We start from the raw sequence: 12,286 nt of genomic DNA, 5'->3' as shown, positions 1-12,286 counted from the left end.
TCTTCTTGGCAAGGGACGAACCGACTGACTGGCGATTAATTCACCGTCAGCATTTTGGCTTACTGCCCTGCGGCGGTAAATAACGCAGCGGATCGATAGCCGTTGCGCGATAACGGATCTGGAAATGCAGACGCACCGTCGTCGCATCCGTGCTGCCCATCGTGGCGATCTTCTGCCCGGCCTTCACGTTTTGACCGTTGTTCACCAGCATGGTGTCATTATGCGCATAGGCAGTGATGTAATCCTCACTGTGCTTAATCATGATAAGGTTGCCATAGCCCCGCAGTTGATTGCCGACATAGACCACTTTCCCGGCTCCGGCCGCATAAATCGGCGTACCGCGCGCAGCAGAAATATCAATGCCCTTATTACCGCCGTCCGCCGTGGAATAAGGCAGAATCACCTTACCGCTGGCGGGCCACTGCCAGCAGCGTTGTCCTACCGGCGGCCAGGACGACTGAGGTACAGAAGAAGACGGTCTGACGGCAGCCGTTTTGGTAGAAGATTTGCTCGAGGATTTCGCGGTTGCTTTACGCGCTGTTGTACTGGTTTTCGCATCACCGTTAAGCTTCAGCTTTTGCCCCACCTCAATGGTATAAGGGGGGGAAATGTTGTTCAGACGGGCGAGATCCCGAACGCTGGTGCCAGTAGAGCGTGAAATGGCGTACAGCGTATCACCGCGCTTCACAGTATACGTGGAACCGGAATCAGATGAACTGGAACACCCTGCCAGGATCAGGCTGCTCACCAACATTATCGTGATATAAAAACGTTTATTCATCAGCCATTCTGCACTCAACACAACGTTTACCTCGAAATCAGAGGTCATTATCATACCAGCCAGCCGGACGATCCCCAATCGCTACGCTTCAATCGGTAGGGTTAAACGGATATCCCTGTGCGATAATATCCATTAACACGGGTAGATAAGGCATAGAGGGTAATTTCACCAGCGCAGGATAAAATATTTGTGGCGAAGGAAAAACGTCTACCACGTAACATTGGCTAAGTTTATCAGCATCGACTTCCGAAGACGGTAATAACGTCGCAGCCTCAAGGCCGGACTCCAGCCAGTCGAGAATGACCCCCGGTTGCGTAATATGCATGATCACTTTTGCGCTTACTCCGGATTTACGAAACAGATCCATCAGCATCTCGTAAGTCCCTGAATCCTTTGCCCGATGCAGCAGCACCAACGGCATCTCCGCCAGCGCAGTGTAGTTATAGGGATTTGCAGGAGGGCCCGGCAGGCATTTTTTATTAATTACCGCCACCAGCTTAATCGGATCAAACGACACATAATCAAAGCCTTCACTGCGATAGGGACGCTGTATTAAAGCAATATCGATTCCCCCTTCCGTTAATAATGTCTCAAGATGGCTGGAGTCGGTAACAGAAATATTGATCGCCGTATCCGGATTACGTCGGTAAACTTCCATCAACAGTGCTTTAAAATAGTTCTGGTAGAGATGAGTTAAACCTATTCTTAATTCGGCTCTGTTTTTTTGTGCAATATCTGTCGTTTCCCTGGCGGTATCCTCCACCTGACGTAATATTTCACATCCTTTGCGATAAAGAAAAAAACCGGCCTCCGTGGGTTCAATACGATTTCCACGGCGAACAAAGAGCGAGACCTGAAGTTCTTCTTCCAGCTCCTGAATCCGCTTGCTGAGGGGGGGTTGCGCCATGTTCAACGATTTCGCCGCCTGGCTGACCGACCCTTGTTCCACCACCCGACAAAAATACCGTAAGCGCTTTAAATCCATCATCATCACCCGTGGTTTAACGTATCGCCAGTATCACACTTACTCAAAAAAATAAAAAGCCAGCCCGCTACATCTCATGTTAATTAATCATTATTTAACAGGTCATTAAAATAAACTTTTTTGATCTACTAACTATCCGGTAAACGGTATTTGTGTAAAAGCGCCACGGAAAATATTGTGCAGACAACGAAACATCTTTTCCGAAGGAACCATCCCATGGCAAATACTGATAACAAATCTCCCTCAACGGTGCATGATTTACGCTCTGCGCTCCAACTACTGAAAACACTGCCCGGTGAATACGTTGAAACCGATACCGAAGTCGACCCGCACGCGGAACTCTCTGGGGTGTATCGTTATGTGGGCGCGGGCGGAACCTGCCAGCGCCCGACCCGCAAGAACGGGCCGGTGATGATATTTAATAAAATCAAAGGATTTCACGATATCAGCGTGGCAATTGGGCTGAACGGTTCGCGCCAGCGCGTCAGCCATTTTCTGCAGTGCGAACCAGCAAAACTAGGGCATCTGCTGAAAGATTCTGTGGAAAACGCCATAGCGCCAGTCATGACTCAGGGCGCGGCGGAATGTCAGGAAGTGGTGCATCTGGCGAGCGATGCCGATTTCGATCTGCGTAAACTATTACCCGCTCCGACCAATACAGAAGAAGACGCTGGTCCCTATATTACCATGGGCCTGTGCTACGCCTCAGACCCGGAAACTCACGAATCCGATATCACCATTCACCGCTTGTGTGTACAGAGCCGCGACGAACTGTCCATGTGGCTGACCCCTGGTCGCCATATTGATGCTTTCCGCATGAAAGCAGAAGCCGCAGGTCAGCCGCTACCGATTTCAATCAGCATCGGCGTGGATCCGGCGATTGAAATTGCCGCCTGTTTTGAGCCGCCAACCACCCCACTGGGCTTCAACGAATTGAGCATTGCGGGCGCGCTGCGCGGCAAAGCCGTTGAGATGGTGCAGTGTAAAACCATCAACGAAAAAGCTATCGCTCATGCGGAGATCGTCATTGAAGGCGAACTGCTGCCAAACGCACGCGTACGCGAAGATCAGAACACCCATACCGGGCGCGCAATGCCTGAGTTTCCGGGTTATACCGGCGAAGCGAAAGAGGCTATTCCGGTGATCAAAGTGAAAGCCGTTACTCACCGCATTAACCCCATCTGGCGCACCACCGTCGGACCTGGCGAAGAACATGTCAATATGGCCGGTATTCCGACTGAAGCCAGCATTCTGGATATGGTAGAACGCGCCATGCCGGGCAAACTACTCAATGTTTTCGCCCACTCGGCGGGCGGTGGCAAACTTCTGGCGATTCTGCAGTTTAAAAAATCTTCTCTGACAGATGAAGGCCGGCAGCGCCAGGCTGCTCTACTGGCTTTCTCTGCATTCCCGGAACTCAAGCACGTCATCCTGGTGGATGAGGATGTAGATATTTTCGATAGCGACGATGTTCTCTGGGCCATGCAAACCCGCTACCAGGGGGATGTCGACACCATTACGATCCCTGGCGTTCGTTGCCACCCGCTCGATCCGTCACAGGTGCCGGAATACAGCCCGAGCATCCTGCAACAGGGAATGTCCTGCAAAACCATTTTCGACTGTACGGTGCCATTCCACCTGAAGCACAACTTCCAGCGTTCCAAATTTAAAGATGTGGACGTGAAGCGCTTCCTGCCGGATTTCGAGTAAAGGAGACCACCATGACAGCACGCATCATCATTGGGATCAGTGGGGCCTCCGGGTTTCAGTACGGCGTTAAGGCGCTGGAGTTGCTTCGCCAACACCCCGTTGAAGTCCATCTGGTGGTCTCAAAAGGAGCAGAAAAAACCTGCGAACTGGAGACAGATTACCGCCTGGACGATGTGACAGCGATGGCTGACGTGGTACATCCCATCGCGGATCTGGGGGCGGCTATCTCCAGCGGTTCATTTAAAACACTGGGGATGCTGATCGCACCATGTTCCATGCGCTCTTTGGGCGCAATCGCCCACTGCCTGACGGACAACCTGCTGACCCGTGCGGCGGACGTGGTGCTGAAAGAGCGTCGTCGTCTGGTGCTGCTGGCCAGAGAAACGCCGCTGAACCTCGGCCATATTCGCAATATGGCCGCAGTAACTGAAATGGGCGGGATCATCTTTCCGCCGGTTCCGGCGCTGTATCAGCGTCCGCAAACGGCGGACGACATCATCACCCATAGCGTTAATCGTGCGCTCGATCTGTTCGACCTTGAAGTCAACAATATCCCCCGCTGGGGTGAAGGCGAGCTAAATTTTACTTAACAGGACATTTCTCAATGTTAATCGGCCCATATGTAAATGGTTCCGCCGTCATTCTTGGCGGGCTAGTTGGCGCAATGGCGGGCGGCAAGCTCCCTGAGCGTGTGAAAACGGCGCTGCCGATGACTTTCGGGCTTTGCTCCGTTGGTCTGGGTATCACGCTGGTACTAAAAGTGAAATATATGCCAGCAGTGGTGCTGGCAATGGTGATCGGCGCCATTCTCGGTGAATTGCTGCATCTGGAAAAAGGAATAGGTAAAGCCGCCGGCTCCACGCGCGGTTTAATCAACAAAGTTCTGCCGCCAGTTAATGGCCTGGGTCACGAAGAGTTCACAGAGAAATTTGTCGCCATCCTGGTACTGTTTTGCGCCAGTGGCACCGGGATTTTCGGGGCGATGACCGAAGGGATGAGCGGCGACCCATCAATTCTGTACATCAAAACGATCCTCGATCTGTTTACCGCAGGGATTTTTGCCACACTTCTCGGCTACGCGGTTATGACCATCGCCATCCCACAAATCATTATTCAGGTGGCGCTGGCGATGCTGGCAGTGATTATCCTGCCGATGATCACTCCTGACATGATGGCGGATTTCTCTTGTGCTGGCGGACTGCTGATGGTGGCCACCGGTTTGCGTATCTGTAACATTAAACTTTTCCCGGTCGCCAACATGTTGCCAGGGCTTGTTTTGGTAATGCCTTTGTCCCATTTATGGGCTACCCTAGTGGCCTGAGTGCATGACCCGGCGGGTTTGTGTCGGGTCATTTTTTATTTTCAGGAGTTGTCATGGCCGGGGAACATGTCATTTTGCTGGACGAGCAAAATAAACCGTCAGGCATGCTGGAAAAGTATGCCGCCCATACCTTCAACACCCCTTTGCATCTCGCGTTTTCCTGCTGGATATTTAACGACCAGGGACAACTGCTGGTGACGCGCCGTTCACTGCACAAAAAAGCCTGGCCTGGCGTCTGGACAAACTCTGTCTGTGGCCATCCGCAGTCGGGGGAGACAACCGAAGATGCCGTTATCCGCCGCGCCCGTTTTGAACTGAGCGCAGACATTACCGCGCTCGCCTCTGTATATGCGGATTTCCGTTATTGCGCTACGGATCCCAATGGAATTATGGAGAACGAAGTTTGTCCGGTCTATGCCGCGCAGCTTACCAGCCAACTACAGCCAAATGCGGATGAAGTGATGGATTACCAGTGGAGCAATCTTGAGGATGTGTTAAGCGGGATTGATGCAACGCCGTGGGCGTTTAGCCCGTGGATGGTGATGCAGGCTTCAAACGATAAGGCGCGAGAATTACTGCGCAAGTTTGCCAACGGGAATTAATTGCCTGATGGCGCTATGCTTACCTGGCCTACATAGCGAATTGTAGGCCGGATAAGGCATCAGCCGCCATCGGGCATGTCACATCTTACTTAACCGGGCGCATCGCCGGGAACAGGATCACGTCGCGGATGGTGTGGCTGTTGGTGAACAGCATAACCATACGGTCGATACCAATACCCAGACCCGCAGTCGGCGGCAGACCGTGTTCCAGAGCGGTAACGTAGTCTTCGTCGTAGAACATCGCCTCGTCATCACCCGCATCTTTGGCGTTAACCTGATCCTGGAAACGCTGCGCCTGATCTTCTGCATCATTCAGCTCGCTGAAACCGTTACCGATCTCACGTCCGCCGATGAAGAATTCGAAGCGATCGGTGATTTCCGGGTTTACGTCATTACGACGCGCCAGCGGAGAAACTTCTGCCGGGTACTCGGTAATGAAGGTCGGTTGAATCAGGTGCGCTTCCGCGACTTCTTCGAAGATCTCAGTCACGATACGGCCCAGACCCCAGCTCTTCTCAACTTTGATGCCGATAGATTCAGCGATCGCTTTAGCAGAGTCGAAGTTATCCAGATCGGCCATGTTGGTTTCCGGACGGTATTTCTGAATCGCTTCGCGCATGGTCAGTTTTTCGAACGGCTTACCGAAGTCGAAGACTTCTTCGCCGTAAGGCACTTCGGTGGTTCCCAGAACGTTCTGCGCCAGCGTGCGGAACAGTGATTCGGTCAGTTCGATCAGATCTTTGTAGTCCGCATACGCCATGTAGAGTTCCATCATGGTGAACTCTGGGTTATGACGAACAGAGATGCCTTCGTTACGGAAGTTACGGTTAATTTCGAATACGCGTTCGAAGCCGCCAACCACCAGACGCTTGAGGTACAGTTCCGGCGCGATACGCAGGTACATATCCAGATCCAGCGCGTTATGATGGGTGATGAACGGACGCGCCGCCGCGCCGCCAGGGATCACCTGCATCATCGGGGTTTCTACTTCCATAAAGCCGCGACCCACCATGAACTGGCGGATGCCAGCCATAATCTGTGAACGAACTTTAAAGGTATTGCGGGATTCATCGTTAGAGATGAGATCCAGATAGCGCTGACGATAACGCGCTTCCTGGTCCTGCAGACCGTGGAATTTATCCGGCAGCGGGCGCAGCGCTTTCGTCAGCAGACGCAGCTCGGTGCAATGAATGGACAGCTCACCGGTCTTGGTCTTGAACAACTTACCTTTCGCGCCGAGGATATCGCCCAGATCCCATTTTTTGAACTGCTCGTTGTAAACGCCTTCCGGCAGATCGTCACGAGCAACGTACAGCTGAATACGGCCGCCAACATCTTGCAGCGTAACGAATGAGGCTTTACCCATAATACGGCGGGTCATCATACGACCAGCAACGGATACCTCAATGTTCAGCGCTTCCAGCTCTTCGTTTTCTTTCGCGTCGAAGTCAGCATGCAGTTGGTCTGAGGTGTGATCGCGACGGAAATCGTTCGGGAACGGGATCCCCTGCTCACGCAGGCTCGCCAGCTTCTCACGGCGCGTTTTCAGTTCATTGTTAAGGTCGGCTACCGCGTCAGCGCCCTGTACGTGTTGTTCAGACATGTTGGTTCCTCATAACCCTGCTTTCAAACTTGCTTCGATAAATTGATCCAGGCTGCCATCCAGCACCGCCTGCGTGTTACGGGTTTCAACCCCGGTACGCAGATCTTTAATGCGGGAGTCATCAAGGACATAAGAACGAATCTGGCTACCCCAGCCGATATCTGACTTATTGTCTTCCATCGCCTGTTTCTCGGCATTCTTCTTCTGCATTTCCAGTTCATAAAGCTTCGCTTTCATCTGCTTCATGGCCTGGTCTTTGTTCTTGTGCTGGGAACGGTCGTTCTGACACTGCGTCACAATCCCGGTCGGAATGTGGGTGATACGCACCGCCGATTCTGTACGGTTAACGTGCTGACCGCCCGCGCCAGAGGCGCGATAAACGTCAATGCGCAGATCCGCCGGGTTGATGTCGATATCGATATCATCGTCAACTTCCGGATAGACAAACGCCGAGCTGAACGACGTATGGCGGCGACCGCCGGAGTCGAACGGGCTCTTACGTACCAGACGGTGTACGCCGGTTTCAGTCCGCAGCCAACCGTACGCATATTCGCCAGCAATTCTGATGGTCACGGATTTAATACCCGCCACTTCGCCTTCAGATTCTTCAATAATTTCAGTCTTAAAGCCGCGAGCTTCGGCCCAACGCAGATACATACGCATCAGCATGCTCGCCCAGTCCTGCGCTTCCGTACCGCCGGAGCCAGCCTGAATATCGAGATAACAATCTGCGCTGTCATATTCGCCGGAGAACATACGACGGAATTCCAGCTGCGCCAGCTTATCTTCCAGGGTATCGAGTTCTGCTACGGCTTCGTTAAAGGTTTCTTCGTCGTCGGCTTCTACAGCCAACTCCAACAGGCCGGAGACATCTTCCAGGCCCTGGCTCATTTGGTCGAGTGTATCTACGATGGCCTCAAGGGAGGAACGCTCTTTACCCAGCGCCTGCGCGCGTTCGGGTTCGTTCCATACGTCCGGCTGTTCCAGCTCGGCGTTTACTTCTTCCAGACGCTCTTTCTTGGCATCATAGTCAAAGATACCCCCTAAGAACGTCAGAGCGCTCCGTGAGGTCCTGAATGCGGTTATTTACCGGATTAATTTCAAACATTGTCTGATTTCTTTTATTGGACTAGTCAAAATGCGGTTATAAGAGCGGGATTGTAACTAATCCACGCCCTTTTTTATAGCGATTAGTGACGCTAAAGTGGCCAGATATTATCGATGATTAGCTGCAAACTACGGTTGCCGCGAAACTCATTAATATCCAGTTTGTAGGCCAACTGAACATCGCGCACGCCGTTGTCCGGCCAGCAACTGGTATCAACGTTGAACGCAATTCCGTCCAGCAGAGGTCCGCCGCCAACCGGCTCCACCATCACCTTCAGATGACGCTCACCCACCAAACGCTGCTGAAGCAGACGGAAATGTCCATCAAACAGCGGTTCCGGGAACATTTGCCCCCACGGCCCGGCATCACGCAGCATTTGCGCGACCTCCATGGTCATCTCCGCGGCGCTTAGCGGGCCATCTGACACCACTTCGCCCTGCAGCAAGGCGGGATCCAGCCACTCGGTTACCAGTTCGCCGAAACGCTGCTGGAAACGCTCAAACTGCGCCTCTTCCAGCGACAAGCCCGCCGCCATGGCGTGACCGCCAAACTTGAGGATCATGCCAGGATGAAGGGTGTCCAGGCGCTCCAGCGCATCACGCATGTGCAGCCCCTGAATCGAACGCCCGGAGCCTTTGAGCGTACCGTCGCCGGCAGGAGCAAACGCAATCACCGGACGATGAAAACGCTCTTTAATGCGCGATGCCAGAATGCCGACTACTCCCTGATGCCACTCAGGATGGTACATCGCAAGGCCGCCCGGTAGCGTCTCGCTACTGCGCTCCAGCTTTTCACACAGGGTCAGCGCTTCCGCCTGCATGCCCTGCTCAATTTCTTTGCGTGTCTGATTGAGCGCGTCCAGTTCATTGGCCAGCATGCGTGCCTCGCCAATGTTGTCGCACAGCAACAGCGCCACGCCGACGGACATATCATCCAGACGGCCAGCGGCATTCAGCCGTGGCCCCAGCGCAAAACCTAAATCGCTGGCAGCCAGCTTAAGTGGGTCGCGGTTGGAAATTTCCAGCAGCGCCTTAATGCCGGGACGGCACTTTCCGGCACGAATACGGCTTAATCCTTGCCACGTCAGAATGCGGTTATTAGCATCCAGCGGGACCACGTCGGCCACCGTGCCGAGCGCGACCAGATCGAGCAAGTCCGCCAGGTTCGGCGGCGCAATGCCTCGTTCATCAAACCAGCCTTTGTCACGCAGGAAGGTGCGCAGCGCCAGCATCAGATAGAAGGCCACGCCAACCCCTGCCAATGATTTAGACGGGAATTCACAGTCGTGCAGATTGGGGTTGATGATCGCCTCTGCATTAGGCAGCGTATCCCCTGGCAGATGGTGATCGGTCACCACCACCGGGATCCCCAGCGCTCTGGCATGTTCCACACCGGCGTGAGACGAGATGCCATTGTCTACGGTGACAATCAGCTGAGCGCCACGCGCATGCGCCTGCTCCACCACTTCCGGGCTTAAGCCATAGCCGTCTTCAAAACGATTAGGCACCAGGTAGTCAACGTTACCGCAACCCAACGCACGCATCGCCAGAATGCTGAGCGCCGTACTGGTCGCGCCATCGGCGTCAAAATCGCCGACCACAATAATGCGGGTTCCCGCGCGAAAGGCGTTATAGAGGATCTCAACTGCTTTTTCGACGCCGTTCAAATGCTGCCACGGCAGCATTCCTTTTACGCTACGTTCAAGTTCCTGGGCGCTGCGCACGCCGCGGCTGGCGTATAAACGACGCAGCAATGGCGGCAGGTCATCAGGTAGCTCGGTTGTCTCGTCGGCTTCACGCCGACGAAGTTGTATCTTTTGTTTCACGCGAATTATTTACCGCTGGTTTGTTTTGCATGTGCGTCGAGGAATTCTTTCATCTCTTTCGGGCCCTGATAGCCAGGCACGACATAGCCGTTGCTCAGCACAATCGCCGGCGTGCCGCTAACGCCAAACTGCACGCCCAGCGCGTAGTGGTTCGCGATATCCACATCACAGGTTGCTGGTTTCACGTCCTTGCCTGCCATCGCGTCATCAAAGGCTTTGTTTTTATCCTTCGCGCACCAGATCGACTTCATGTCCTGCTCGGCCTGGCTTTCCAGACCCTGACGCGGGAAGGCCAGATAACGAACGGTGATCCCCAACGCATTATAGTCTTTCATCTCTTCATGCAGCTTGTGGCAGTAACCACAGGTGATGTCGGTGAAAACGGTAATGACGTGTTTTTCCTGCGGCGCTTTGTAGACGATCATCTCTTTTTCCAGCGCGTTCAAATGCTTCATCAGCAACTGGTTAGTAACATTCACCGGGCTTGCCCCGCTCACGTCATACATCGGTCCCTGAATAATATGTTTACCGTCTTCAGTTACGTACAGCACGCCGCTATTGGTCAGTACGGTTTTCATACCCGCCACCGGAGCAGACTGAATCTCGGTGCTCTGTACCCCCAGCTTTGCCAATGACTGGCGAATCGCCGCATCGTCTGCATGTACCATGCCGGAAAACGCCGTTGCCAGCAGGGTGAACATCATAAAACGTTTTTTCATAACCTATCCTTTCCTGTCAGCAATCACGCTCGCGGGTGATGCTGTTGATGTAGTTGACGCAAGCGCTCCGTTGCGACATGAGTATAAATTTGTGTTGTCGAGAGGTCGCTATGCCCCAGTAGCATCTGCACCACGCGCAGGTCAGCGCCATGATTGAGCAAATGCGTGGCAAAAGCATGCCGCAGGACGTGCGGTGACAGCTTCTCGCTGTCGATTCCCGCCAACACAGCATAGTGTTTAATACGATGCCAGAAGGTCTGACGGGTCATCTGTTGCGCCCGCTGGCTGGGAAACAGCACATCAATCGATACGCCATTGAGCAACCATGGACGCCCATGTTCCAGATACGTTTCCAGCCAGTAAACCGCCTCTTCACCCAACGGCACCAGGCGTTCTTTGTTGCCTTTACCGATCACCCGAACCACACCCTGACGCAGGCTGACGTCACTCATCGTCAGTCCCACCAGCTCAGATACGCGCAAGCCCGTTGCATACAATACTTCCAGCATGGCTTTGTCGCGTAGCTCCAGCGGTTGCTCAATCAGCGGCGCCTGCAACAGTCGCTCCACCTGTGCCTCACTGAGATCTTTGGGCAGGCGCTGCGGAAGCTTCGGTGATGCAAGCGAGGCGCTGGGATCGTCTTCGCGAAATTTTTCGCGGTAAAGATGCTGAAAAAAGCGCCGCGTAGCACTGAGCAAGCGAGCGGAACTGGTGGCTTTATATCCCCCATCCATCCGCTCGGCCAGTAATGCCTGCAGATCATCGCTCTGCGCCGTCGCCAGCGAGACGCCACGGTGATGTAACCATTCGACAAGCATGGTCAGATCGCGACGATACGCACTTAACGTGTTTTCCGCCAGATTTCGTTCCAGCCACAGGGCATCAAGAAACTGCTCGATGCGCGCCAGATCCTGTTCCACTCGCGCCCCTTATTCCACTCTCATTTTTGATGCATTATGCCTCATTGTGCCGGGATTGCGGCGATTCTGTTACACTACCCGCAACGCTACAGCAGAATTGAGATGTTTACGTCATGAACATGGGTCTTTTTTACGGTTCCAGTACCTGCTACACCGAAATGGCAGCAGAAAAAATCCGCGATATCCTGGGTCCCGAACTGGTGACACTGCACAACCTCAAAGATGATTCCCCGACCTTAATGGAGCAGTATGATGTGCTCATTTTGGGCATCCCGACCTGGGATTTTGGTGAAATTCAGGAGGATTGGGAAGCGGTCTGGGAGCAACTGGACGACCTCAACCTGGAAGGCAAAATTGTCGCGCTTTACGGGATGGGCGATCAGCTAGGATATGGCGAATGGTTCCTGGATGCGCTGGGGATGCTGCACGATAAACTGGTCACCAAAGGCGTCAAGTTTGTCGGTTACTGGCCAACCGAAGGCTATGAATTTACCAGCGATAAACCCGTCATTGCTGATGGACAGCTGTTTGTTGGTTTGGCGCTGGATGAAACAAACCAGTACGATCTCAGCGATGAACGCATCCAGAACTGGTGCGAGCAAATTCTTGGGGAAATGGCCGAACACTGGTCCTGATAAGCGTGTTGCCGGATGACGCCGTGAACGCCTTATCCGGTTTACCTCACGCATCAAACCTAAGGCCCTAAAGCGGC

At 53.5% G+C, this 12,286-nt stretch carries 13 protein-coding genes; 6 read left to right on the top strand and 7 right to left on the bottom strand.

Features of this window, described 5'->3' with window-relative positions:
- Positions 1-46: 46 nt before the first annotated feature.
- On the bottom strand, positions 47-781 hold the full coding sequence (actS, locus tag FDX09_RS15320) for an amidase activator ActS (RefSeq protein ID WP_038642856.1): 735 nt from the start codon (positions 779-781) through the stop codon (positions 47-49).
- A gap of 88 nt (positions 782-869) precedes the next feature.
- A complete protein-coding gene (locus tag FDX09_RS15315; protein ID WP_249360015.1) occupies positions 870-1,730 on the bottom strand; it encodes a LysR family transcriptional regulator in 861 nt (286 codons plus the stop codon).
- Here FDX09_RS15315 and FDX09_RS24025 point away from each other — a divergent pair.
- From FDX09_RS24025 to idi, 5 genes are all read left to right on the top strand, one after another.
- On the top strand, positions 1,687-1,821 hold the full coding sequence (locus FDX09_RS24025; protein WP_256470076.1) for a hypothetical protein: 135 nt from the start codon (positions 1,687-1,689) through the stop codon (positions 1,819-1,821). The genes FDX09_RS15315 and FDX09_RS24025 overlap by 44 nt on opposite strands.
- Before the next feature lie 161 nt (positions 1,822-1,982).
- The gene (locus FDX09_RS15310; protein ID WP_137347457.1) at positions 1,983-3,476 is read left to right on the top strand and encodes a UbiD family decarboxylase; all 1,494 of its coding nucleotides are present in this window, start codon (positions 1,983-1,985) and stop codon (positions 3,474-3,476) included.
- 11 nt (positions 3,477-3,487) lie between these two features.
- Positions 3,488-4,066 carry a UbiX family flavin prenyltransferase gene (locus FDX09_RS15305; protein ID WP_038633460.1) on the top strand — a complete coding sequence of 193 codons (579 nt, stop codon included), beginning with the start codon at positions 3,488-3,490 and terminating at the stop codon, positions 4,064-4,066.
- 14 nt (positions 4,067-4,080) lie between these two features.
- The gene (locus tag FDX09_RS15300) at positions 4,081-4,797 is read left to right on the top strand and encodes a DUF554 domain-containing protein (protein WP_038633463.1); all 717 of its coding nucleotides are present in this window, start codon (positions 4,081-4,083) and stop codon (positions 4,795-4,797) included.
- A 53-nt stretch (positions 4,798-4,850) separates the two neighbouring features.
- Complete coding sequence (gene idi, locus FDX09_RS15295; RefSeq protein WP_038633466.1) at positions 4,851-5,399, top strand: isopentenyl-diphosphate Delta-isomerase; 549 nt, start codon at positions 4,851-4,853, stop codon at positions 5,397-5,399.
- Positions 5,400-5,484: 85 nt separating this feature from the next.
- On the opposite strand, the gene lysS is transcribed toward idi, so the two are convergent.
- From lysS to xerD, 5 genes are all read right to left on the bottom strand, one after another.
- Positions 5,485-7,002 (bottom strand): lysine--tRNA ligase, encoded by a 1,518-nt coding sequence (lysS, locus tag FDX09_RS15290; protein ID WP_006686909.1) that lies wholly within the window; start codon positions 7,000-7,002, stop codon positions 5,485-5,487.
- A gap of 9 nt (positions 7,003-7,011) precedes the next feature.
- Positions 7,012-8,110, bottom strand: a protein-coding gene (gene prfB / locus FDX09_RS15285; RefSeq protein ID WP_100194817.1) for a peptide chain release factor 2 whose coding sequence is annotated in 2 segments (ribosomal slippage) — positions 7,012-8,034 and positions 8,036-8,110 — 1,098 coding nt in all. Because the reading frame shifts where the segments join, the coding sequence is not laid out codon by codon here.
- A gap of 91 nt (positions 8,111-8,201) precedes the next feature.
- Positions 8,202-9,935: a single-stranded-DNA-specific exonuclease RecJ gene (recJ, locus tag FDX09_RS15280; RefSeq protein ID WP_069324822.1), complete on the bottom strand. Its 1,734-nt coding sequence runs from the start codon at positions 9,933-9,935 to the stop codon at positions 8,202-8,204.
- A 5-nt stretch (positions 9,936-9,940) separates the two neighbouring features.
- Positions 9,941-10,654 carry a bifunctional protein-disulfide isomerase/oxidoreductase DsbC gene (gene dsbC, locus FDX09_RS15275; RefSeq protein WP_061382414.1) on the bottom strand — a complete coding sequence of 238 codons (714 nt, stop codon included), beginning with the start codon at positions 10,652-10,654 and terminating at the stop codon, positions 9,941-9,943.
- 23 nt (positions 10,655-10,677) lie between these two features.
- Entirely contained in the window at positions 10,678-11,574 is an 897-nt protein-coding gene (gene xerD, locus FDX09_RS15270) for a site-specific tyrosine recombinase XerD (protein WP_038633475.1), read from the bottom strand.
- Positions 11,575-11,687: 113 nt separating this feature from the next.
- Here xerD and fldB point away from each other — a divergent pair, with 113 nt between their 5' ends.
- Positions 11,688-12,209, top strand: coding sequence for a flavodoxin FldB (gene fldB / locus FDX09_RS15265; protein ID WP_038633478.1), 522 nt, complete (start codon positions 11,688-11,690; stop codon positions 12,207-12,209).
- The last annotated feature ends 77 nt before the right edge of the window (positions 12,210-12,286 follow it).

The sequence above is a fragment of the Citrobacter sp. wls717 genome, assembly GCF_005280955.1.
GTDB lineage: Bacteria > Pseudomonadota > Gammaproteobacteria > Enterobacterales > Enterobacteriaceae > Citrobacter > Citrobacter werkmanii.
This window is presented reverse-complemented; position numbering and strand designations above follow the sequence as displayed.

Bases quoted from the DNA above. Each gene is read 5' to 3' on its own strand.
- actS (WP_038642856.1), bottom strand. From the start codon at position 781: ATGAATAAACGTTTTTATATCACGATAATGTTGGTGAGCAGCCTGATC.
- FDX09_RS24025 (WP_256470076.1), top strand. From the start codon at position 1,687: ATGTTCAACGATTTCGCCGCCTGGCTGACCGACCCTTGTTCCACCACC.
- FDX09_RS15310 (WP_137347457.1), top strand. From the start codon at position 1,983: ATGGCAAATACTGATAACAAATCTCCCTCAACGGTGCATGATTTACGC.
- FDX09_RS15305 (WP_038633460.1), top strand. From the start codon at position 3,488: ATGACAGCACGCATCATCATTGGGATCAGTGGGGCCTCCGGGTTTCAG.
- FDX09_RS15300 (WP_038633463.1), top strand. From the start codon at position 4,081: ATGTTAATCGGCCCATATGTAAATGGTTCCGCCGTCATTCTTGGCGGG.
- idi (WP_038633466.1), top strand. From the start codon at position 4,851: ATGGCCGGGGAACATGTCATTTTGCTGGACGAGCAAAATAAACCGTCA.
- lysS (WP_006686909.1), bottom strand. From the start codon at position 7,002: ATGTCTGAACAACACGTACAGGGCGCTGACGCGGTAGCCGACCTTAAC.
- dsbC (WP_061382414.1), bottom strand. From the start codon at position 10,654: ATGAAAAAACGTTTTATGATGTTCACCCTGCTGGCAACGGCGTTTTCC.
- fldB (WP_038633478.1), top strand. From the start codon at position 11,688: ATGAACATGGGTCTTTTTTACGGTTCCAGTACCTGCTACACCGAAATG.